We start from the raw sequence: 21742 nt of genomic DNA on the forward strand, positions 1-21742 counted from the left end.
TTGTGACACATAGGGTCAGCTCATGACTATTTTGTTATTTTTAGTCATTGCGATATGGAGAGGCGAAACATAAGAACTGTAGGAGCGAGCCCGCTCGCGAAAAACCCCAAGGCGCCACTGGACATCTGGTTTACGCGTTATCGTTCACGACCATCGCGAGCAAGCTCGCTCCTACAGGGTAGGTGTCAGAGCGCAAACATCTCGGCCGGCAGTTGCATCAGACAGTCGCTCCCCGCTTCGATGGCCGCCCGATGAGCGGTGGTGCGTGGCAACAGACGCTTGAAGTAAAACTCGCTGGTCGCCAGTTTACCCCGGCAGAAGCCGGTATCACCGCTGCCAGCATCGAGCTGCGCCTGAGCCACCAGCGCCATGCGCAACCACAGGTAGCCAAGGATGATGTAACCGCTGTACATCAGGTAATCCACCGACGCGGCACCGACTTCGTCCGGGTTTTTCATCGCCGCCATGCCGACCCTGGTGGTCAGCTCACCCCACTGCTGATTCAGTTGATTGAGCTGCGCCACATACCCGGCCAATTGTGGATGTCCGGCGTTCGCCGCGCAGAACTTGTGGACGATTTTGGTGAACCCGCGCAGCAGCTTGCCCTGGCTGCCGAGTACCTTGCGCCCGAGCAAGTCCAGTGCCTGAATGCCGTTGGTGCCTTCGTAGATCGGCGCAATGCGGCAGTCGCGTACCAGTTGCTCCATTCCCCACTCACGAATGAACCCGTGGCCGCCAAACACCTGCATGCCATGGTTGGTCACTTCCAGGCCGGTGTCGGTCATGAAGGCTTTGCAGATCGGCGTGAGGAACGCCAGCAGGTCTTCGGCATCCTGGCGCGCCGTTTCATCCGGACTCAGATGTGCAACATCGAGTAACTGCGCGGTGAAGTAAGTCAGCGCGCGGTTGCCTTCGTTGAAGGCTTTCATGGTCAGCAACATCCGCCGCACATCAGGGTGCACGATGATCGGGTCGGCGGCTTTTTCCGGGGCTTTCGGGCCAGTCAGCGAGCGCATCTGCAATCGGTCGTTGGCGTATTTGATCGCGCCCTGGAAGCTCGCCTCGCCCAGACACAGACCTTGCATGCCCGTGCCCAACCGCGCGTGGTTCATCATGGTGAACATGCAGTTGAGGCCCTTGTTCGGCTCGCCGATCAAAAAGCCCTTGGCCTCGTCGAAGTTCAGCACGCAGGTGGCGGAGGCCTTGATGCCCATCTTGTGTTCGATCGAGCCGCAGGACACGCCATTGCGCTCACCCGCTTCGCCCATCGCGTCGGGCAGGAACTTGGGCACGATAAACAGCGAAATGCCCTTGGTCCCGGCCGGTGCGTCCGGCAATTTGGCGAGCACCAGGTGAATGATGTTGGCGCTCATGTCGTGCTCGCCCGCAGAAATGAAGATCTTGCTGCCGGAGATCGCATAGCTGCCATCGGCCGCTGGCACGGCACGGGTCTTGATGATGCCCAGGTCGGTGCCGCAATGGGCTTCCGTCAGGCACATGGTGCCGGTCCATTGGCCAGCGGTGAGTTTCTTCAAATAGGTCTGCTTCTGCTCCTCGGTGCCATGGGCGTGGATCGCCGACATCGCACCGTGGGTCAGGCCGGGGTACATGCCCCACGAGGTGTTGCTGGAACCCACCATCTCGCTGATGACCAGGCCCAGAGAGATCGGCAACCCTTGGCCGCCGTAGACCGGGTCCGCCGCCAGGCCATGCCAGCCGCCCTCGACATATTGGGCGAAGGCCTGCTTGAAGCCCGCAGGCGTAGTGACCACGCCGTTGTCGAAATGGCAGCCTTCTTCATCACCGCTGCGGTTGAGCGGCGACAGCACGTTTTCGCAGAACTTCGCGCCTTCTTCGAGGATCGCATTGACCATGTCCGGGCTGGCATCGATGGCCCCCAGCTCGGCGTAGCTACTGTGAAAGTCGAAGACGTGGTCGATCAGAAAGCGCATGTCGCGCAAGGGAGCTTTGTACTCGGGCATGGTCATTCTCCGTCGGCAGTTTTTTCCAACCTACTGCCGCCGACACTACGCCACAATCAATGTCCAGTCGCTGAATGCGCGATCATCACTCAACCGTAGCGGCGTCCATGCGTACGGCGCCACGGCGGTTCTGCCCGAACGCCATCACGCAGTTGCGCCCGGCGCCCTTGGCACTGTAGAGCGCCTGGTCAGCAGACTTGAGCACCTCTTCCGGGGTGCGTTGATCGATACGTTCGGCAACGCCGATACTGACCGTCACCGACACACTCGATGCGCCGGAACCGGCTCGCCGCTGGCGCCCCTGATTGTCGTCCTGCGGGCGGTTTTCCTGATTACGCAGCTGAATGTTGTAAGTGGCGATGGACTCGCGGATGACTTCCAGGTGCGGCATGCACTCTTCGAGGGTCTTGCCTGCAAACACCAGGGCAAATTCCTCACCGCCATAGCGATACGCCTTACCGCCACCGCCGATTTTCGACAGTTTGCTGGCCACCAGCCGCAGTACCTGGTCACCGACATCGTGGCCGTGGGTGTCGTTGAATTTCTTGAAGTGGTCGACGTCGCTCATGGCCAACACGTAGTTGCGCCCCAGCCGTTGCATGCGTTCATTCAGCGCACGGCGGCCCGGCAGCCCGGTCAGTTCGTCGCGGAAGGCCATTTGATAGGCTTCGTGGGCAACGGCGGCGGCGATCATCAGCATCACCTGGCTGCACATGATGTTCAGCGTGAACGGCAGGATGAAGGTCTTCGGCAGCATCCAGAACAACCCGAGCAATCCCACCAGTTGCGCGGCATGCAGCGGTCGCGGGTTGCGCCAGTATTGCCAGGTCAGCAGCACAAACACCGCAATGAACACCGGATAGGACAACTGGATCAGACTCATCCAGGCGCCATGCAAGGCGGGCCAGCGAATCTCCGACAACCAGATCAGCAGCGCGTGTGGATAACTTTGCTCAAGTCCCAGCGCCACGCTGCCGACCGCCAGCAATACGGCGAAACGCGCCACCATGTCCTGGAACAGATGAGTGCGTTCCTGCCACGCCGCGAACACCCCGAACAACAATGGCAGCAGCAGGCAACACAGGTGAAAGACCACGGCGGCATCGTCACGCACCTTGCCGTTGTCGCGGTAATAGTCGGTCTGGGTGTCGAGCAGGAAGTAGGCGATGTACACCGTGACCATCAGAAACAGTTCACGCTGGCGTCGGTACACCGCGCAATAGGCGCCGCCGAGTAACAACACCAGGGTGGGCAGCACGTTGAACAGCGAGGTGAAAAAGACGTTCAGATCCTTGATGTAAGCAGCCGCAAGCCCCGCCAGCAACAGCAGTAATGACGGCAGGAAATGACTGAAACGTACAGCGGATGAGCGCGGCAAGGGTAAAGCTCCGACCCGTCAGATCAATAGATGGCAATGTGCCCACTACTGTAACGGCAGAAACCCCGAATTGCTGAGTGAAATACTGAGGTAATTGTAAAAGGGCGCCACTGGCATCCATCAGATGCCAGTGGCGCGAGGGGAAATACGGTTACAGGTCGTTGTTGAACGGTTGCAGCGGACCTTCCAGACGTGTGCGACCTTCGGCACCGACCGGTCTGAGCTGGATGTCGGCGTCCTGCGCCTGCCTCGTTGTGATCTTCGGACTGGCCGGTTTTTGCCCGACGGAGTTTTCATCTCCCTTTTCGCCCTGCGGCAGTACCAGCGAAGGATGGTCAAACGGCGCCCGTTCCCACGCCACCCGAGGATCGGTCAACCCGACCTCCATGAACTTGACCAGCGCATCCACTTCATCCGGGGTGAGGTTCAGCCGGGTCATGTCCGGGTCGAGGTTCGAACCGTTGTGCTGATTGACCGCCGGGTGCTCGAAACCACTGGTATTGCTGGCATCCTCGCCACGCCGATCGCCACCACGGTTGTAGAACTCCATGACCTGCTGCAGCGTTGCGCGACTGCCGTTGTGGAAGTACGGGCCGGTCAACGCGATATTGCGCAGGGTTGGCGTCTTGAAGGCGCCATCGACCGCGTCGCGGAAATCGACATTGGGCTTGAGCGTCGCATCACAGGGGATAGCCGGGCTCAAACGCGCTTCGAAGGTGCACACATCGACGTCCAGTGGATCAGGGATCGTGCCGCCCTTCAGTACGGTGTTGTACTGACGGGTGAAAGACAACGGATTACCCCACGCATCCGAGCCACCGAGTGCCAGGTCTTCCGAGGTCGGGCGCACCCCGGTGTTGTAGAAGCCGTTGTCATAGAGCGTGGTCAGGTTGTCGGCCATGATCATCCGTTCGATACGTTCCCGAGGATGGAACAGCAAGCGGCTGCCGGCGTTGGTCAATTCCGCGCCGCCGTGGCAACTGATGCACTTGCCCTTGCCCAGGAACAGGTTCATGCCCTGGACCTGCTGGCTGTTCATGGCGGTGTGATCGCCTTGCAAATAGGCATCCAGCGGTGCCTGGTCCGAGATCAGCGTGGACTCATACATCTGAATCGCCAGTCCGAAGAACAGCGGGAAGTTCGCCTCCATCTGGGTGTATGGCGCGCCGCCCAGCGAGACCTGCTGCGTGGCATTCCACAAGCGCGGCTGGAACGCGTTCTTGATCAGCTCACGGTACGTCGGCCGACGGGCACCGGATACCGGCCCGAGCACCGAATCAGTGGATGAAATCCGCTGCTGCTTGAGCATCAAGGTGTCGAGCATGCGCCGGCCAATGTCGGCGAAGGTACGCCCGCCGCAGGACATTTCCACCGGGCTGCCGGGTGGACCTACCGCTTGCGAGGCGGCGGAAGCATCCTTGAGCGCCAGCCTGACTTTGGTCGCCACGCCACTGCGATCGCTAGTCACGAAAATCCCGGCGTCAGGGTCGCGATTGCCGAACGGCGAGAAGCCGTTGAAGACGTTATTGGCCCGGCCATCCCAGAAGTTGCGCACGTTGAACGCGGCGTTGATCACCGTGGGTGCGTTGCGTCCGGTGCTGCGGCGAACATTGATCCCGCCCACCTGGAAGATGCCGTCCGGTTGCTGGATGCACCTGTCGAAACGCGACTGACGAGGCTTGACGAAGTTGGCGTCGAACACGCCTTGCGAACCGATCACATCGTCAGTCGAATAGACAATCGCCGAATTGCGATCCAGGGGATCTGCCAGCACATGGGTCGGGAAGTCGCCTTTCTTCAGCAGGTAGTTCGGACCGCCCTTGCCTCCTGATTTGGTGGTGTAGCTTGGCACGTCCCCCGGAATGTCCGAGGCGGTGAACGGTTTGTTGAAGATCGACGAGACGTTCGCGTTAGTGTTCGCCTGACCCGGGTTGATCTGGTTGGTAGTGCGGTGATCGGCGCCCGCGTGGAAGTGACATGACGCGCAAGCCGTGGAACCGTCACTGCCGATCTCCATGTCCCAGAACAATGCCTTGCCCAGAAGCACTGCCGCCGAGCGATTGAGCACGTAGTCGGTCATCAGGTCGACTTTGCGCCCGCCTTCGGTTCCCGATGGGTCGGGCGGGAGCAGCCCACGCAGCGATTGCAGAGTGGGCACGTCCGGCACGGGCGGATCGACCACTACCGGGTCAGCGGCCCAAACGTTCATGACAGGCAGGCCGGTGACGAAGAGAGTCATCGCCATCGCCCTGGCCAAACAGGTGGTTCGCAAGATGCTCAAATACTTAAACATGACGACGTTCCCGATTCAGTACGGAGTAGTCAGCCTCCGCGGTTACCCTGTTACAAGATGAGCTCATCGCCATGAATCTTGCTGTTCGCTCGAACAACCACGCCAACTTTAAGTTACATGGGTATTGCGAGACCTGACTGGCAAAGCACTCTCGTGACTCAGGCATTCTTAAACAGTGATATTTCGCAGCACTGGGTAGCGCTTCACGAAACTCTAGACGTAACAAAACATTTCATCAGGAAAATTTCAATATTTTTTTTATTTAATCGAATCAAGAAACCCTACTAACTACAGCAACTGCGCACTATCCCTCAGTTCTGGTTAAACTTTACCCATTAGTGGGTGACATTCCCCGGACAGCCAGTAACAGCCGGCCAACAACGACCTAAAAAGCCATATTTTAAAGGGCAAAGCGACACCAGACGCATTTTTTTGAAATTGGCAGAGTATTTGCCCCTTCAAGCACCGCGATGTAAACGGCACTTTAAAAAACCCCGCAACTCCGCATCGCCAGCCAATAAAAACACCCACCAGACATACAACAAACCATTCGCGCGCAAGTTGCACTGCGCTAGCTATTTTTTATTTAAACCTCCCACACAAGACTACTTTCTCACCCTTTCTTAAACATCCCTCTTGCACACCTAAGACCTTAGTAGTATTTAATAGGCAACACTTCTCATCTGCCACTACCGTCGATACACTTACCTACAGTTTTCACAGATCTCCAAACTTGGGTGTATATCCCCACCTACTTTGGTGTAAACCACACAACATACAATTATGTGTATATCACCAACTTCAGCGCAGCCCGCATGTTTGCTGGCTAACAAGCAATTGTGCCAATCAGGCACGACTACTGCTATGTGCCCCTCAGGCTCAAGGAAATGTCTCTCGCGTTTGCGTCCGTAACCGGCCGACGCACGCAGGTGAAAGCATCCGAACGGCAAGTGCCGACCTTACACCGGCACTGAATCCGCTGGATCGAGCCCCCATTCGACATTCACGGCTTTGCGTTTCTCTTGCGCAGGATCAAGCGCATCAGCAGATCTGTGATCCCGATTGGCCGGCAATTGGTCCTGCAAGATTCTGGAGTGAGCCATGAGCTTATCTTTATTCGAAAAAACGCTCGCGATACCGCTGCTGCCTCACAAACGACTCAACGGCATCTTCAGTCGCCATGCTCTGCTCGCCAGTGCTGTTGCCATCGCACTGGTCATTGGTGGTGGTGGAGATGCATTTGCCAAAAACGGAGCTGGCGGTGGCGGTGGCGGTGGGGGCGGAGGCGGGACTGCCAAGCCCCCGGGAGTGCCCTCGCCGTTCACGACGCCCACACTGCCCGATCCGATTTTCACAAACCCGACGGCGATTCATGGGTTTGATGTGACCGGTTTTATCCAAAACATGACCCTGGACACCACCAATACGAATTGCCCTACAACCAGCGACCCGGGTCGCTTCGGGGGGACCGTCCAGCTGAACGGCGTCACGATTGTTGTCCCTTGCAACACCGTTATGCAGATGCCGGCCAATACCCTGACCTGGGCTGAATTCGTCAGGGGTGGAACCCTGGCGCTCGGAAAATCTCCGGCGGTCTATCCCTCGTTCGAGATCCATGTAGTAGGCAATACCGTCTCCAACAAGCAGATTGCCGGGCTGGTCTTTGTCTCCCAGCAATCAGTCAACGCCGGGAGCGGTGTCATCACCCGGATCGACTACACCAACGGCAACCTCGAAGTCGACAGCGGGAACCCGACGCAACCCACGATTATTCAGATCAACGACCCGAACGGACGTTTTGGCCGCGCCCAAAGCCCCGACCCACGCTTCTCCGTCGATGATGCCAACCCGACCATCCATGCCGCCACCGGCTACCCGATGTGCGTGCCGCGCACGATTTCCGGGGACGATGCGCTCTGCCCGCAGAAAAACCGGCCAAAAGTGGTCACTCCGACCACGACCAACAACTGCCGCAACTTCAGCCAGGCTGGCGTCACGCCTCCGGCCAGCGGAGAGCTCTCGGGTCCAGCGGTGGGGCAAACCTATTGCAGCCAGTACGTCATGAAGAGATTCAGCGATGCGACACGTACGGCGACGGACCCCGACCCGACCCAACAGGCACCCTTCGAAGTCGGCGACTTCATCAGTTGGTCCGGCACTCTGTTCAAGTCAGCAACAACGGGCCTCCCGGACTTCGTCTCTGCACACACGATCGAGGCGAATGTCGGGATCTACACTCAACCGGGTTCGCAGCCCAGCTACCTGGCTATCGGGGAATTTGGCATCGGTACGGCCGATCCGGCCGCAACGGCCATCAACGGAGTAGCCCAAGAGACGCAGGACCGGATTTTCCTTGAAGCCTCGACCACCGACATCAAGACCCCGGTCGACATTTACCTGATAGATGTCAATCCATCGACGGGCGTACAAACCAATCGCTGGGTGACACCCTATGAGATGACGGGTGAATGCAACCCTGCGCTGGGCCTTGCGACCAGTTGCCTGGGAGCCTCGGGCGGTATTACCACACAGAACACCGGTCCTCAGCCACAACGCGCCAGATTGCGTGCGACCAAAGCGCCCGCTGGGCTGCTTAGCCAGCCGACGCGTACCTTGCGCGTCGTTGCACGGTCACTTTGCGTTCCGCAGCAAGCCTTATCCCAGGCCGGTGTGGACAGTTGCATCCAGAATGCGGCCCGGCTGACCGTCGCCAATGGACTGGTTGCCGGACAGTATGTGGCGCCGGTGTTCGAGTTCATCTTTCCGGAAGGCGTCAAGCCTGGCGATCCGGTGGTGCCTAACGACTTCTGGCACCTGCCGTTCATACGTAACGGCGAAGGCGCGACCTCCCCGACTGGCGTCGGCCCTCTGGATCCGACGCCATGGTGATCAAGGCCTGACCCTAGTGCAAAAAAAAACCGCCGCTCCCGGGAGGAAGCGGCGGTTCTTTTGAACATCCCCTAAGGCTTAGTAGCCCAGGTCGAAGTTCTCTTCTTTCATGTCCATCAGGTTGTTGGCGCCCGACAGCATGGTTGCGACGTGAGTGCGGGTACGCGGCAGAATGCGCTGGAAGTAGAAGCGCGCAGTCTGCAGCTTGGCGGTGTAGAACGCCTCTTCGGAAGTGCCGGCAGCCAGTTTCTCGGCAGCCAGACGCGCCATGTCAGCCCAGAAGTAGGCCAGGCAGGCGTAACCGGAGTACATCAGGTAGTCCACGGAGGCCGCGCCGACTTCTTCGCGATCCTTCATGGCGGCCATACCGACCTTCATAGTCAGCTCGCCCCATTCCTTGTTCAGTGCAGCCAGCGGCGCGACGAACTCTTGAACCGCTTCGTTGCCTTCGTTGGTCTGGCAGAACTTGTGGACGATCTTGGTGAAGCCTTTGAGAGCCTCGCCCTGGGTCATAAGCACTTTACGGCCCAGCAGGTCGAGTGCCTGGATACCGGTGGTGCCTTCGTACAGCATCGAAATGCGGCTGTCGCGAACGTTCTGCTCCATGCCCCACTCGGCGATGAAGCCGTGGCCGCCATAGATCTGCACGCCGTGGTTGGCCGCTTCAAAACCGACTTCGGTCATGAAGGCCTTGGCGATTGGCGTCATGAAGGCCAGCAGTGCGTCGGCTTTCTTCTTCTCTTCTTCGTCCACGCCGTACTTGACGATGTCGACTTGCTTGGCGGTGAAGTAAACCATCGCGCGGTTGCCTTCGGCGAACGCCTTCATGGTCAACAGCATACGACGTACGTCAGGGTGCACGATGATCGGGTCAGCGGCTTTGTCCGGCGCTTTCGGGCCAGTCAGCGAGCGCATTTGCAGACGGTCGCGAGCGTATTTCAGGCCGCCCTGGAAACCGACTTCAGCGTGGGCCAGGCCTTGCAGCGCGGTACCCAGACGAGCGGTGTTCATGAAGGTGAACATGCAGTTCAGGCCTTTGTTCGCCGGGCCGATCAGGAAACCGGTGGCGCCGTCGAAGTTCATCACGCAGGTGGCGTTGCCGTGGATGCCCATCTTGTGTTCCAGGGAACCGCAAGACACAGCGTTACGCGTGCCAACCGAGCCATCGGCGTTGGGCAGGAACTTCGGCACGATGAACAGGGAGATGCCTTTGGTGCCAGCCGGTGCATCCGGCAGGCGGGCCAGTACGATGTGGACGATGTTGTCGGCCATGTCGTGTTCACCGGCCGAGATGAAGATCTTGGTGCCGGAGACTTTGTAGGAACCGTCGGCCTGAGGCTCGGCCTTGGTGCGCAGCATGCCCAGGTCGGTGCCGCAGTGCGGCTCGGTCAGGCACATGGTGCCGGTCCATTCGCCGGAAACCAGCTTGGTCAGGTAGGCCTCTTGCTGCTCAGGGGTGCCGTGCTCGGAGATGGTGTTCATCGCACCGTGCGACAGCCCCGGGTACATGCCCCACGACCAGTTGGACTCGCCGACCATTTCACTGATGGCCAGGCCCAGGGATTCCGGCAAGCCTTGGCCGCCGTGCTCGACGTCATGAGCCAGGCTCGGCCAGCCGCCTTCAACGAATTGCTTGTAGGCTTCCTTGAAGCCAGTCGGCGTCTTAACGCCAGACTCGCTCCAGGTGCAGCCTTCGAGGTCGCCCACACGGTTCAGCGGAGCCAGTACCTGCTCACAAAACTTGGCGCCTTCCTCGAGAATGGCGTCAACCATGTCCGGCGTTGCGTCGGCACAAGCCGGAAGGCTCTGATAGTGCGCTTCGTAGCCGAGCAGTTCGTCACGAACGAAGCGAATATCACGCAAGGGGGCCTTGTAGTCAGGCATAGCGATAAACCTCTGCTGATGTAACCGGGAATGAACGACCGCATGGATTTGTTGTTGCGATCAAACAGTTGTTTGAAACATACGTTTACGCCGAAATCTTGTCAAGCGTCGATCTTTTGCCATTCGTCATCGCAGCTTTGGACACACAGGCACACGGCAACGCAGCCGCGCTTTCAAAGCAGCCCGCCACACTGAAAAGATTAGTTGAGCAAGAAAGACTTACGCAGAAAAACGCCGCGAACAGGCGCGGCGTCGAGGGTGCGGTATCAGTGAAGAATCAAGCGTAGGTATCGATCAACGTTCCGAGCACTTCATCGGAGGCCTTGGCGATTTTTACGCCCAGCTCCGCCTGAATCTTGCCTTGGGCCATTTCGACCACGTTGCTGGCCAGATCCGATTGCTGGCTACGATCAACCGATCGCAGACGATCGACCTGCGCCTCGGAAGACTGGCTGGTGACCGAACGTTCGATGGTGGTGTTGGCAATCTGCCCGGCGGCTTGATCGACTCGGTTCTGCCCTGTCTGAAGAGTGCTCAGACCGGCATAAAAAGCGGTGTTTCCTGAGATTTCCATGGGAGAACTCGTCCTTTCAAAGGATCAACAACGGCCATTGAAGCAGAGTGGCAGGCAAAACACCCGTCAAAAACACTAATGGCACAGTGCCTTGCAATAGGCAAAGCCCGCATTCCCAAACCTCAGTCCAACAGGTCCAGTTGCAAGTGCTCGGCCACGGCTTCTGCCGTCACGGTCTTGAGTTTGGGCACACGCCCCAGGCACGGCGCCGGGAGGCGCTCGGCCAGGGTGGCGAGGTTTTCTTCCAGCCGCGAGGTCTTCGGGTCGATGATGTTGGCCACCCATCCCGCCAGTTGCAAACCGTCCCGGGCGATCGCTTCGGCGGTCAACAAGGCATGGCTGATACACCCCAGGCGCACGCCGACCACCAGGATCACCGGCAGCTTCAATGCAATGGCCAGGTCCGACAGATTGTCCTGATCCGCCAAGGGTACGCGCCAGCCGCCAGCGCCTTCGATCAGGGTGAAGTCCGCCTGCAGCCCGAGAATCTGCCGCATCGGCGCCAGCAACGACTGCACCGTCAACGCCACGCCCGCCTCCCGTGCCGCCAGATGCGGAGCAATGGCCGGTTCGAAGGCCACCGGATTGACCTGTACGTAGGTCAGCGGCAGCGAACACTCCGCCAGCAAGGCCAGTGCATCGGCGTTGCGCAAGCCTTTGGGCGTCACATCGCACCCGGACGCGACCGGCTTGCCCGCCGCCGTGCTCAGCCCCGCCGAACGCGCCGCATGCAGCAGCCCCGCAGCGACTGTGGTTTTACCGACATCCGTATCCGTACCGGTGATGAAATAGGCTGCGCTCATAAGGGTTTCTCCAAAACGGCGTACACCACTTGATAAGTCGCCGGCAGGCCTCGGGCCTGACGAAACTGCTCATAAGCCTCGATCAAACCCAGAATCCGCGCCCGGCCAGTCAAGCCACCCGGTCGACCGGGATTGAGATTGTGCGCACCCAGCGCCTTGAGCTCATGGGTCAGGCTGCGCACATCCGGGTAATGCAGCACATGCGCAAGGTTTTGCAGACTGACCATCCTCAAGCCGCTGGCCGCACACAACTGCTGATAAACACCAAATTCCCGAAAGCGGTTGACGTGCACCATGCCATCGACCTGTCGCCAGCTGTCGCGCAGTTCAAACAACGTCCCTGTACAAAGACTAGCAAACGCAAAAATGCCACCCGGTTTCAGCACTCGATAAGCTTCACGAAGCACCGAGTCGAAGTCCGCACACCATTGCACCGCCAGGCTCGAGAAGATCAGGTCGCAGGTCGAGTCCTGGAGTGGCAAACGCTCGGCATCGCCCGCCACGAAATGCGTGGCACCGCCCAACGGCCGGGCGTGGTTGAGCATGCCCTCGGCGATATCCAGCGCCACACCGTGACTGCTCGGAAATTGCTCACCCAAGGCACGACTGAAATGCCCGGTGCCGCAGCCCAGGTCCAACCAACGCTGCGGTACAAAATCCTGCGGCAAACGCCGGAGCAATTGGCTGCCGACATCACGCTGCAACTCGGCCACGCTGTCGTAGCTTTGCGCCGCACGGGAGAAAGATGCAGCGACCTGGCGTTTGTCGGGCAAGCCGCCGGGCAGGTTGGGAAGGGATAAATCAGTCATCGCCGGACTCATGCAAAAAGGCCTGGATCGCCCCCGCCACACCGTGGGGATCTTCCAGAAGAAACGCGTGGCCGGCCTGCTCAATCAGACCGACTTCTATATCCGGCAGCAACGCCAGTAAATCGCCCGCCGCCTCCGCCGGTACCAGCCCGTCGAGGCCGGCGAACAGATGCAGTTGCGGACCCCGGAACGATTGCATTGCCTGCCGTGTATCCAGTTGCGCAAGTACTTGCAGACCGCTCAGCAGCACTGGCGCGGCGGTGTTCGGTGCGCCAGCGAGCAAAAGCCGCGACAATCCGCGCGGGTCTTCGGCGCCTTGGGCGCAGAGCAGTGAAAAGCGTTTCAAGGTCGCGCGCGGATCGGCTGCACATCCCGCCAGAAACGCATCGAAGGTTTCCCCAGGCATGGCGGCTGACCAATGTTCATGCGCGACAAAAGACGCGTTGCTGGCCAGCGTGAACACGCCGCAGCAGCGATCGCCACGCCGGGCCGCCAGTTCGCAGGCAAGCATGCCACCCAATGACCAGCCGCCCAGCCAGGCGTCTTGCGGCAATGTCGCATCAAGCTCATCGAGCCACTCTTGAAGATCGCTCGACTCCAGGTCGGGCAACGGCTCGATCTCGACACGCAGGTGCTCGTCCAGGCCGCGTAAAGCCGCAGCCAAAGGCTCCAGCGGTGAAACGCCGAGGCCCCAGCCGGGCAGCAGAATCAAACGATCACGCATGGCTTGGCTCCGGCTGCAGTTGTTGAAAACAATCGGCCAGTCCGTTTAACAATAGCTGCACCTGGGCCTCGCTGTGGGCTGCCGTCAGCGTGACCCGCAGTCGGGCGCTGCCAGCGGGTACGGTCGGCGGGCGAATCGCGGTCACCATCAACCCGCGCTCGCGCAGCATTTGCGAAAGACGCACAGCGCGCCCGGCATCACCGACCATGATCGGTTGAATCGGTGTGAAGCTGTCCATGAGTTCCAGGCCGATCTGTTCGGCACCCTGGCGGAACTGGCGGATCAGCGTCTGCAAATGCTCGCGGCGCCAGTGTTCGCTGCGCAGCAGTTCCAGGCTTTTCAACGTGGCGCAGGCCAGCGCCGGTGGCTGGCTGGTGGTGTAGATGTAGGGACGGGCAAACTGGATCAGACTTTCAATCAGCTCTTCGCTGCCGGCCACAAAGGCGCCCGCCGTACCGAAGGCTTTGCCGAGGGTGCCGACCAGCACCGGAACCTCTTCCTGGCTCAAACCGAAATGCTCGACGACGCCGCCACCGTTGGCACCCAGCGGTCCGAAACCATGGGCATCGTCGACCATCAACCAGGCGCCTTTGGCCTTGGCCTCTCGGGCCAGTGCCGGCAAGTCGGCGATATCGCCGTCCATGCTGAACACGCCGTCGGTGACCACCAGAGTATTGCCGGTGGCTTTTTCCAGGCGCTTGGCCAGGCTCACCGGGTCGTTGTGCAAGTAGCGATTGAACCGCGCGCCGGACAGCAGCCCTGCGTCGAGCAGCGACGCATGATTGAGCCGGTCTTCGAGCACCGTATCACCCTGCCCCACCAGCGCCGTAACCGCACCGAGGTTGGCCATATAACCGGTGGTGAACAGCAGCACCCGCGGGCGACCGGTCAGGTCGGCCAAGGCTTCTTCCAGGGCATGGTGCGGGGCGCTATGGCCGATGACCAGATGTGAGGCGCCGCCACCCACCCCCCACTTAGAAGCGCCGGCACGCCAGGCTTCGATCACTTGTGGATGATTGGCCAGCCCCAGGTAGTCGTTATTACAGAACGCCAGCAACGGCTTGCCATCAACCACCACTTGCGGCCCTTGCGGGCTTTCGAGCAGCGGACGCTGGCGGTAGAGATTTTCGGCACGACGGGCAGCAAGGCGTGCGGCGAGATCGAAAGACATGCAGGCCTCGCGAAAAAGAAAGAAACATCAATTCCTGTAGGAGCTGCCGCAGGCTGCGATCTTTTGATCTTGATTTTTTAAGATCAAAAGATCGCAGCCTGCGGCAGCTCCTACAGAGAGCGATCAGACGGCGGCGTTATAGAACTGCTCGCTGCTCTTCTGCTCCACCAGCGCCTGCTCGATCGCCGCCTGATGCACTTCATCGGCGTGCTCTTCGCGGGCTTCCGGCAGGATCCCCAGGCGCCCGAACAGTTGCATGTCCTTGTCGGCCTGCGGGTTGGCGGTGGTCAGCAGTTTCTCGCCGTAGAAAATCGAGTTGGCACCGGCGAAGAACGCCAGAGCCTGCATCTGCTCGTTCATGGCTTCGCGGCCCGCAGAAAGGCGCACGTGGGATTGCGGCAGCAGGATGCGCGCGACCGCGAGCATGCGGATGAAATCGAACGGGTCGACGTCGTCGGCATTTTCCAGCGGCGTACCGGCGACTTTCACCAGCATGTTGATCGGCACCGACTCCGGATGCTCCGGCAGGTTGGCCAGCTGGATCAGCAGGTTGGCGCGGTCGTCCAGCGACTCGCCCATGCCGAGGATGCCGCCGGAGCAGATCTTCATCCCCGACTCACGCACATAGGCCAGGGTTTGCAGGCGCTCGCTGTAGGTGCGGGTGGTGATGATGCTGCCGTAGAACTCCGGCGATGTATCGAGGTTGTGGTTGTAGTAGTCGAGACCGGCCTTGGCCAGCGCCTCGGTCTGCTCCTGATCCAGGCGGCCGAGGGTCATGCAGGTTTCCAGACCCAGGGCTTTCACACCTTCCACCATCTTCAGAACATATGGCATGTCCTTGGCCGACGGGTGCTTCCACGCCGCCCCCATGCAGAAGCGGGTCGACCCGATGGCCTTGGCGCGAGCAGCCTCTTCGAGGACCTTCTGCACTTCCATCAGTTTTTCTTTTTCCAGGCCGGTGTTGTAGTGACCGGACTGCGGACAATATTTGCAATCTTCCGGGCAGGCGCCGGTCTTGATCGACAACAGGGTCGACACCTGAACGCGGTTGGCGTCGAAATGTGCGCGGTGCACCGTCTGCGCCTGGAATAACAGGTCATTGAATGGCTGAACGAAGAGTGCTTTGACTTCGGCCAAAGACCAGTCATGACGCAGGGTTGCAGTGGTGCTGGCGCTCATGGGTGTTTCCTTTGAATTATGCTTTGGCATGCGGCAGGGTCATGGAATGTCACAGCCGCCTCACAGATGTTTCGGCATATTTAAGGAAGAGCGATGCGCTGTCAACCACTGAGCAAAGGACTGGTTTACATCTGGTCAAAAAACAAACAACCGTGTCTTTTGTGCGATGAACCCGCCGACGGCATCGCCCCTGTCTGCACGGCCTGCGAAACCGAGTTGCCCTGGCTGGGCGATCACTGCCGAACCTGCGCCCTGCCGCTCCCGGCCGCGGGCCTGACCTGCGGCCATTGCCTGAAGCAGCCACCGGCCTTCGAACAGGTGATTGCCCCATGGACCTACAGCTTTCCGGTTGACAGCCTGATTACCCGTTTCAAGCACAATGCAAAGTGGCCGTTTGGCCGCTTGCTCGCCGAACTTCTCGCTCAATACCTGCAACATCGCTTCGAAGACGATCTGCAGCGACCCCATGCGCTGATTCCGGTACCACTGGCCAACCGGCGCCTGCGCCAGCGCGGGTTCAACCAGGCGGCGATGCTGGCCCGCTGGTTGAGTGACGCTCTGGACATTCCATGCGACGAACGGTTGCTGCTGCGAACCCAGGACACCGACGCCCAACAGGCCTTGAATGCCCAAGCACGCCGCAAGAACTTGCGCAACGCTTTCACCCTGATACCCGGTGCCGCCGTCAAAGGCCGGCACCTGGCCCTGATCGACGACGTCCTTACCACCGGTGCCACGGCCCAGGCCCTGGCCTGGCTGTTGATCGACGCCGGTGCAGCGCGGGTCGACGTCTATTGCCTGGCCCGTACGCCCAAACCCGGCGAGACACCCTGACTTGACTCGCGCGTCCCAAGCCGCCAACGTCCTCCCCATCGCCACCACCCAAAGCGACTTGCCATGTCTTTGCCCACCTTGTTGTCCCAGCACATTGTCCGCCGTCCGCAGCGCATCGCCCTGCTGCAGCACATCGCCGAGCAAGGCTCGATCACCCGTGCGGCAAAAAGCGCGGGCCTGAGCTACAAGGCTGCCTGGGATGCCATTGATGAGTTGAATAACCTGGCGCAGAAGCCGTTGGTGGAGCGGATTGTCGGCGGCAAGGGCGGTGGCGGTGCCCGCCTCTCCAAAGAAGGCGAGCGGGTGCTGCGGCTGTACCAGAAGCTGCAAGCCTTGCAGGCCCAGGTGCTGGAAGCCGCTGAAGATGCCAGCGACCTCGACCTGCTCGGGCGCTTGATGCTGCGCACCAGCGCGCGCAATCAGTTGCACGGCAAGGTGATGGCGATCGAGTCCCAGGGACGCAACGACCTGATTCGTCTCGAAGTCGCCGAGGGCTTGATCGTCGATGCGCAAATCACCCACGACAGCACCGAGCGCCTGGAACTGCAGATCGGCACCGAAGTCGTGGCCTTGATCAAGGCCGGCTGGCTCGATGTGCTGGAGATCGATTCAGCCGAAACGCCGGGAAACAATTGCCTGAAAGGCACCATCGAGAAAATTCTCGACGCCGACGACGGCCCCAGCGAGGTGCGCATCACCCTGCCTAACGGCCTGACCCTGTGCGCGCTGGACGAACCAACGCACCTGCGGGCATTGGGGCTGACCTGCGGCAAACCGGTGCGCGTGGAGTTTTCGCCCTCCAGGGTTCTGCTGGGTACACCGCTTTAAGCAAACTGCAACAAAAGGTTCATTACTCATCATTAAGGTGTCTGCAAAACCGCAGGGAGCCTGAAATGAGCCTATTAGAAGAAAACCAGTCCACCGACCTCGAAACCATGGTCGGCCTCAGTCGTCGCCGCTTCATCAGCGCAGGTGCCCTGTGCGGCGCGGCGATGTTCCTCGGCGGCAACCTGCTGAGCCGCAGCGTGATGGCCGCCAGCGTCAGCGCCGGTAACAGCCAGTTGCTGGGTTTTGACAGCATTGCCGCCGCCACCAGCGACGCCATCACCCTGCCCCCGGGCTACAAGTCCTCGGTGCTGATCAGCTGGGGCCAGCCCCTGCACAAGGACGGCCCGGCGTTCGACCCGAGCGGCAACGGCAGCGCCGAGCATCAGGAAGCCCAGTTCGGCGACAACAACGACGGCATGAGCCTGTTCGAGTTTCCGGGCGAAAAAGACCGTGCGCTGATGGCGATCAACAACGAATACACCAACTACCGCTACCTCTACGCCCACGGCGGCATGCCGCAATCGGCGCAAGACGTGCGCAAGGCGCTGGCCTGTGAAGGTGTGTCGGTGATTGAAGTGCAGCGCAAGAACGGCCAATGGCAATTCGTCCAGGGCTCGCGCTACAACCGCCGCATTCACGGCAATGCGCCGATCACCCTGAGCGGCCCGGCCGCCGGCCATGCCCTGCTGAAGACCAGCGCAGATCCCCAGGGCAAGAACGTTCTCGGCACCTTCCAGAACTGCGCCAACGGCAAGACGCCGTGGGGCACCTATCTGACCTGTGAAGAAAACTTCACCGACTGCTTCGGCAGCAGCAACGCCGAGCAGAAGTTCGACCCGGCGCAAAAACGCTACGGCGCGGTGGTGACCAGCAAAGAGATCAACTGGCACCAGCACGACGAGCGCTTCGACCTGGCCAAGAACCCCAACGAGCTCAACCGTCATGGCTGGGTGGTGGAAATCGATCCGTTCGATCCGCAGTCGACGCCGGTCAAACGCACCGCCCTGGGCCGCTTCAAACACGAAAACGCCGCCCTGGCCGAAACCGGCGATGGCCATGCCGTGGTGTACATGGGCGACGACGAGCGCGGCGAGTTCATCTACAAATTCGTCAGCCGCGACAAGATCGACCACAAGAACCCCAAGGCCAACCGCGACATTCTCGATCACGGCACCCTCTATGTGGCGCGTTTCGATGCCGGGGACGGCAACGCCGATCACCCGAAAGGCCAGGGTGAATGGATCGAGTTGACCCACGGCAAAAACGGCATCGACGCCAGCAGCGGCTTTGCCGATCAGGCAGAAGTGCTGATCCACGCCCGTCTCGCCGCCAGTGTGGTGAAAGCCACGCGCATGGATCGCCCGGAATGGATCGTGGTCAGCCCCAAGGATGGCCAGGTCTACTGCACATTGACCAACAACGCCAAGCGCGGCGAAGACGGACAACCGGTGGGCGGACCGAACCCGCGGGAGAAGAACGTCTACGGCCAGATCCTGCGCTGGCGCACCGAGCGTGACGATCACGCTTCACACACCTTTGCCTGGGACCTGTTTGTGGTGGCCGGCAACCCGGCCGCACATGCCGGGACGCCCAAGGCCGGCTCGTCGAACATCACGCCGCAGAACATGTTCAACAGCCCGGACGGCTTGGGCTTCGACAAGGCCGGACGCTTGTGGATCCTGACCGACGGTGATGTGAGCAACACCGGTGACTTTGCCGGCATGGGCAATAACCAGATGCTCTGCGCTGATCCGGCGACCGGCGAGATTCGCCGCTTCATGGTCGGGCCGGTGGGCTGCGAGGTGACCGGGATCAGCTTCTCGCCGGACCAGAAAACACTGTTTGTCGGGATCCAGCACCCGGGTGAAAACGGTGGCTCGACCTTCCCCGAGCATTTGCCCAATGGCAAGCCGCGCTCATCGGTGATGGCGATTTCGCGGGAAGATGGCGGGATCGTCGGCGCCTGATCCGGCCTCTTCGCGGGCAAGCCCGCTCCCACAGGGATTCATGTGGTCCTTGTGGGAGCGGGCTTGCCCCGGGCGGCGTTCCGACGAAGGCGTCAGCCCAGACACCACACATCTCAAGCCCACCCCCTAAAGCCCTGCCGTCTGCGCTACCATGCCTGGCCGGACGCAGCAGCCTGCTGCGCGCAGGAGTCAGCATGGCCCACCCGTTTGAAACCCTTACGCCAGACCTCGTGCTCGATGCCGTCGAAAGCATCGGCTTTCTCAGCGACGCGCGCATCCTGGCGCTCAACAGCTACGAGAACCGCGTCTATCAGGTCGGTATCGAAGACGCCGAGCCGCTGATCGCCAAGTTCTACCGGCCGCAACGCTGGTCCAACGAAGCGATTCTGGAAGAACACCAATTCACCGCCGAACTCGCCGATTGCGAGGTGCCGGTCGTGGCGCCGTTGATTCACAACGGTGAAACCCTGCACGAACACAGCGGTTTCCGTTTTACCCTGTTCCCCCGCCGCGGCGGCCGCGCACCGGAGCCGGGCAACCTCGATCAACTGTATCGCCTGGGTCAGTTGCTCGGACGCCTGCACGCGGTCGGCTCGACCCGGCCGTTCGAACACCGTGAAGCGCTGGCGGTGAAAAACTTCGGCCATGACTCGCTGGCCACGTTGCTCGACGGCAACTTCATCCCCCGCAGTCTGCTGCCGGCCTACGAGTCGGTGGCCCGCGACCTGCTAAAGCGTGTGGAAGATGCCTACATCAACACGCCGCACCAGAACATCCGCATGCATGGTGACTGCCACCCCGGCAACATGATGTGCCGCGACGAGATGTTCCATATCGTCGACCTCGACGACTGCCGCATGGGCCCGGCGGTACAGGACATCTGGATGATGCTCGCCGGCGATCGCCAGGATTGCCTGAGCCAGTTGTCGGAACTGATGGATGGCTACAACGAATTCCACGACTTCGACCCGCGTGAACTGGCGCTGATCGAGCCCTTGCGCGCCCTGCGTCTGTTGCACTACAGCGCGTGGCTCGCCCGTCGCTGGGACGATCCGGCGTTCCCCCGCAGCTTTCCGTGGTTCGGCACCGAGCGTTACTGGGGTGATCAGGTGTTGGCATTGCGTGAGCAGTTGGCCGCGCTCAATGAAGAGCCACTGAAACTCTTCTGACAAACACAGACCCCATGTGGGAGCGGGCTTGCTCGCGAAGGCGGCGTGTCAGTCGACATCAATGTTGAATGACACGCCGCCTTCGCGAGCAAACCCGCTCCCACAGGTACTGTGTTCACAAATGACCTACCTATTCAGTCAGGACATTCGCAGACAAATCTCCTTACAATCCCTTCTTTGTTAGCTGCCTAAGCAAGGATTCTGCATGCAAGCCGCCAACCCGCGTCGCGGGTACATTCTGGGCCTGAGTGCCTACATCATTTGGGGACTTTTCCCCCTTTACTTCAAAGCCATCGCCAGCGTGCCCGCCGTGGAAATCATCATCCACCGAGTGTTGTGGTCGGCATTGTTCGGCGCCTTGTTGCTGATGGTATGGAAGCATCCCGGCTGGTGGCGCGAGCTGCGGGAGAACCCGCGACGCCTGGCGATCCTGGCCCTGAGCGGTGCGCTGATCGCGGCCAACTGGCTGACCTACGTCTGGTCGGTGAACAACGGCCGCATGCTGGAGGCCAGCCTCGGTTACTACATCAACCCCTTGGTGAACGTGTTGCTGGGCATGCTGATCCTTGGCGAACGACTACGGCGCATGCAGTGGATTGCCGTCGGTCTGGCGGCTGTGGGTGTGGCACAACAGGTCTGGCAAGTCGGCAGCCTGCCGTGGGTGTCGCTGGTGCTGGCACTGACCTTCGGTTTCTACGGGCTGATTCGCAAGCAGGCACCGGTCAAGGCACTGCCCGGGCTGGTGGTGGAAACCTGGATGCTGGTGCCGATCGCCATTGCCTGGTTGCTGTTCAACCCGACCGCCCACAGCGCTCAGGCCGAGTTCTGGACCACGTCAGAAGCCTGGTGGCTGGTGGCCGCCGGGCCGGTCACACTGGTGCCGCTGGTCTGCTTCAACGCGGCTGCACGGCATTTGCCCTACACGACACTGGGCTTTCTCCAGTACCTGGCGCCGACATTGGTACTACTGCAAGCGGTCCTGCTGTTTGGCGAGCACCTGTCGTCAAGCACCCTGGTAGCGTTCATGTTCATCTGGGCCGGTCTGGCGGTTTACAGCGTGGATGCGTGGCTCAGTTTGCGTCGCCGCAGCTGATCAAAAAACATACAAACCTCTACAGGCCACGGGTTCCGTGGCCTGCATCATTCTTTCCCAAGGTTATCCACAGCGTGATCCCCGCCGATTGTGCGCAAGTGGCTGAAAGTGCTGGTTTTTTGATCAGATCCTGAAGAACCCCGGTCGGCGTGGCCTGGCGGGGTG

The 21742-nt window shown here is 60.4% G+C and carries 16 protein-coding genes; 6 read left to right on the forward strand and 10 right to left on the reverse strand.

Features of this window, described 5'->3' with window-relative positions; all coding sequences use genetic code 11:
- Positions 1 to 185: 185 nt before the first annotated feature.
- The 3 genes from ACEN83_RS27875 to ACEN83_RS27885 all read right to left on the reverse strand — a co-directional run bounded on the left by ACEN83_RS27875 (position 186) and on the right by ACEN83_RS27885 (position 5599).
- The gene (locus ACEN83_RS27875; protein ID WP_495578917.1) at positions 186 to 1982 is read right to left on the reverse strand and encodes an acyl-CoA dehydrogenase C-terminal domain-containing protein; all 1797 of its coding nucleotides are present in this window, start codon (positions 1980 to 1982) and stop codon (positions 186 to 188) included.
- An 85-nt stretch (positions 1983 to 2067) separates the two neighbouring features.
- Positions 2068 to 3360 carry a GGDEF domain-containing protein gene (locus ACEN83_RS27880; protein WP_116582270.1) on the reverse strand — a complete coding sequence of 431 codons (1293 nt, stop codon included), beginning with the start codon at positions 3358 to 3360 and terminating at the stop codon, positions 2068 to 2070.
- Between the two features lie 151 nt (positions 3361 to 3511).
- On the reverse strand, positions 3512 to 5599 hold the full coding sequence (locus ACEN83_RS27885; protein WP_256590019.1) for a cytochrome-c peroxidase: 2088 nt from the start codon (positions 5597 to 5599) through the stop codon (positions 3512 to 3514).
- Positions 5600 to 6754: 1155 nt separating this feature from the next.
- Here ACEN83_RS27885 and ACEN83_RS27890 point away from each other — a divergent pair.
- Positions 6755 to 8542, forward strand: coding sequence for a hypothetical protein (locus ACEN83_RS27890; protein ID WP_495578918.1), 1788 nt, complete (start codon positions 6755 to 6757; stop codon positions 8540 to 8542).
- Positions 8543 to 8620: 78 nt separating this feature from the next.
- On the opposite strand, the gene ACEN83_RS27895 is transcribed toward ACEN83_RS27890, so the two are convergent.
- From ACEN83_RS27895 to bioB, 7 genes are all read right to left on the reverse strand, one after another.
- On the reverse strand, positions 8621 to 10426 hold the full coding sequence (locus tag ACEN83_RS27895) for a phenylacyl-CoA dehydrogenase (protein ID WP_007980335.1): 1806 nt from the start codon (positions 10424 to 10426) through the stop codon (positions 8621 to 8623).
- Between the two features lie 277 nt (positions 10427 to 10703).
- Entirely contained in the window at positions 10704 to 11000 is a 297-nt protein-coding gene (locus ACEN83_RS27900) for a pyrroloquinoline quinone biosynthesis protein PqqE (RefSeq protein WP_116582274.1), read from the reverse strand.
- Positions 11001 to 11122: 122 nt separating this feature from the next.
- Positions 11123 to 11803, reverse strand: coding sequence for a dethiobiotin synthase (gene bioD / locus ACEN83_RS27905; RefSeq protein WP_495578919.1), 681 nt, complete (start codon positions 11801 to 11803; stop codon positions 11123 to 11125).
- Positions 11800 to 12612 carry a malonyl-ACP O-methyltransferase BioC gene (gene bioC, locus ACEN83_RS27910; RefSeq protein ID WP_495578920.1) on the reverse strand — a complete coding sequence of 271 codons (813 nt, stop codon included), beginning with the start codon at positions 12610 to 12612 and terminating at the stop codon, positions 11800 to 11802. Before bioC ends, bioD begins: the two co-directional genes overlap by 4 nt.
- Positions 12605 to 13336, reverse strand: a complete 732-nt coding sequence (locus ACEN83_RS27915) for an alpha/beta fold hydrolase (RefSeq protein ID WP_116582277.1) — start codon at positions 13334 to 13336, stop codon at positions 12605 to 12607. The genes bioC and ACEN83_RS27915 overlap by 8 nt, the downstream gene beginning before the upstream one ends.
- Positions 13329 to 14507 (reverse strand): 8-amino-7-oxononanoate synthase, encoded by a 1179-nt coding sequence (gene bioF / locus ACEN83_RS27920; RefSeq protein WP_495578921.1) that lies wholly within the window; start codon positions 14505 to 14507, stop codon positions 13329 to 13331. Before bioF ends, ACEN83_RS27915 begins: the two co-directional genes overlap by 8 nt.
- 123 nt (positions 14508 to 14630) lie before the next feature.
- A complete protein-coding gene (gene bioB, locus ACEN83_RS27925; RefSeq protein ID WP_495578922.1) occupies positions 14631 to 15686 on the reverse strand; it encodes a biotin synthase BioB in 1056 nt (351 codons plus the stop codon).
- Between the two features lie 93 nt (positions 15687 to 15779).
- On the opposite strand from bioB, the gene ACEN83_RS27930 reads away from it, so the two are divergent.
- The 5 genes from ACEN83_RS27930 (at position 15780) to rarD (ending at position 21577) form a co-directional block, all read left to right on the forward strand.
- On the forward strand, positions 15780 to 16520 hold the full coding sequence (locus tag ACEN83_RS27930; RefSeq protein ID WP_495578923.1) for a ComFC family protein: 741 nt from the start codon (positions 15780 to 15782) through the stop codon (positions 16518 to 16520).
- A gap of 63 nt (positions 16521 to 16583) precedes the next feature.
- Positions 16584 to 17348 carry a TOBE domain-containing protein gene (locus ACEN83_RS27935; RefSeq protein ID WP_495578924.1) on the forward strand — a complete coding sequence of 255 codons (765 nt, stop codon included), beginning with the start codon at positions 16584 to 16586 and terminating at the stop codon, positions 17346 to 17348.
- A gap of 65 nt (positions 17349 to 17413) precedes the next feature.
- Complete coding sequence (locus ACEN83_RS27940) at positions 17414 to 19315, forward strand: PhoX family protein (protein ID WP_495578925.1); 1902 nt, start codon at positions 17414 to 17416, stop codon at positions 19313 to 19315.
- A gap of 194 nt (positions 19316 to 19509) precedes the next feature.
- Positions 19510 to 20484, forward strand: coding sequence for a serine/threonine protein kinase (locus ACEN83_RS27945; protein WP_495578926.1), 975 nt, complete (start codon positions 19510 to 19512; stop codon positions 20482 to 20484).
- A gap of 205 nt (positions 20485 to 20689) precedes the next feature.
- Positions 20690 to 21577, forward strand: a complete 888-nt coding sequence (gene rarD / locus ACEN83_RS27950; RefSeq protein WP_095964118.1) for an EamA family transporter RarD — start codon at positions 20690 to 20692, stop codon at positions 21575 to 21577.
- Positions 21578 to 21742: the final 165 nt, after the last annotated feature.

It is taken from the genome of Pseudomonas sp. Pseusp49 (assembly GCF_059491875.1).

Coding starts and splice junctions, on each gene's coding strand:
- ACEN83_RS27875 (WP_495578917.1), bottom strand. CDS start 1,982: ATGCCCGAGTACAAAGCTCCCTTGCGCGACATGCGCTTTCTGATCGAC.
- ACEN83_RS27885 (WP_256590019.1), bottom strand. CDS start 5,599: ATGACTCTCTTCGTCACCGGCCTGCCTGTCATGAACGTTTGGGCCGCT.
- ACEN83_RS27890 (WP_495578918.1), top strand. CDS start 6,755: ATGAGCTTATCTTTATTCGAAAAAACGCTCGCGATACCGCTGCTGCCT.
- ACEN83_RS27895 (WP_007980335.1), bottom strand. CDS start 10,426: ATGCCTGACTACAAGGCCCCCTTGCGTGATATTCGCTTCGTTCGTGAC.
- ACEN83_RS27900 (WP_116582274.1), bottom strand. CDS start 11,000: ATGGAAATCTCAGGAAACACCGCTTTTTATGCCGGTCTGAGCACTCTT.
- bioD (WP_495578919.1), bottom strand. CDS start 11,803: ATGAGCGCAGCCTATTTCATCACCGGTACGGATACGGATGTCGGTAAA.
- bioC (WP_495578920.1), bottom strand. CDS start 12,612: ATGACTGATTTATCCCTTCCCAACCTGCCCGGCGGCTTGCCCGACAAA.
- ACEN83_RS27915 (WP_116582277.1), bottom strand. CDS start 13,336: ATGCGTGATCGTTTGATTCTGCTGCCCGGCTGGGGCCTCGGCGTTTCA.
- bioF (WP_495578921.1), bottom strand. CDS start 14,507: ATGTCTTTCGATCTCGCCGCACGCCTTGCTGCCCGTCGTGCCGAAAAT.
- bioB (WP_495578922.1), bottom strand. CDS start 15,686: ATGAGCGCCAGCACCACTGCAACCCTGCGTCATGACTGGTCTTTGGCC.
- ACEN83_RS27930 (WP_495578923.1), top strand. CDS start 15,780: ATGCGCTGTCAACCACTGAGCAAAGGACTGGTTTACATCTGGTCAAAA.
- ACEN83_RS27935 (WP_495578924.1), top strand. CDS start 16,584: ATGTCTTTGCCCACCTTGTTGTCCCAGCACATTGTCCGCCGTCCGCAG.
- ACEN83_RS27940 (WP_495578925.1), top strand. CDS start 17,414: ATGAGCCTATTAGAAGAAAACCAGTCCACCGACCTCGAAACCATGGTC.
- ACEN83_RS27945 (WP_495578926.1), top strand. CDS start 19,510: ATGGCCCACCCGTTTGAAACCCTTACGCCAGACCTCGTGCTCGATGCC.
- rarD (WP_095964118.1), top strand. CDS start 20,690: ATGCAAGCCGCCAACCCGCGTCGCGGGTACATTCTGGGCCTGAGTGCC.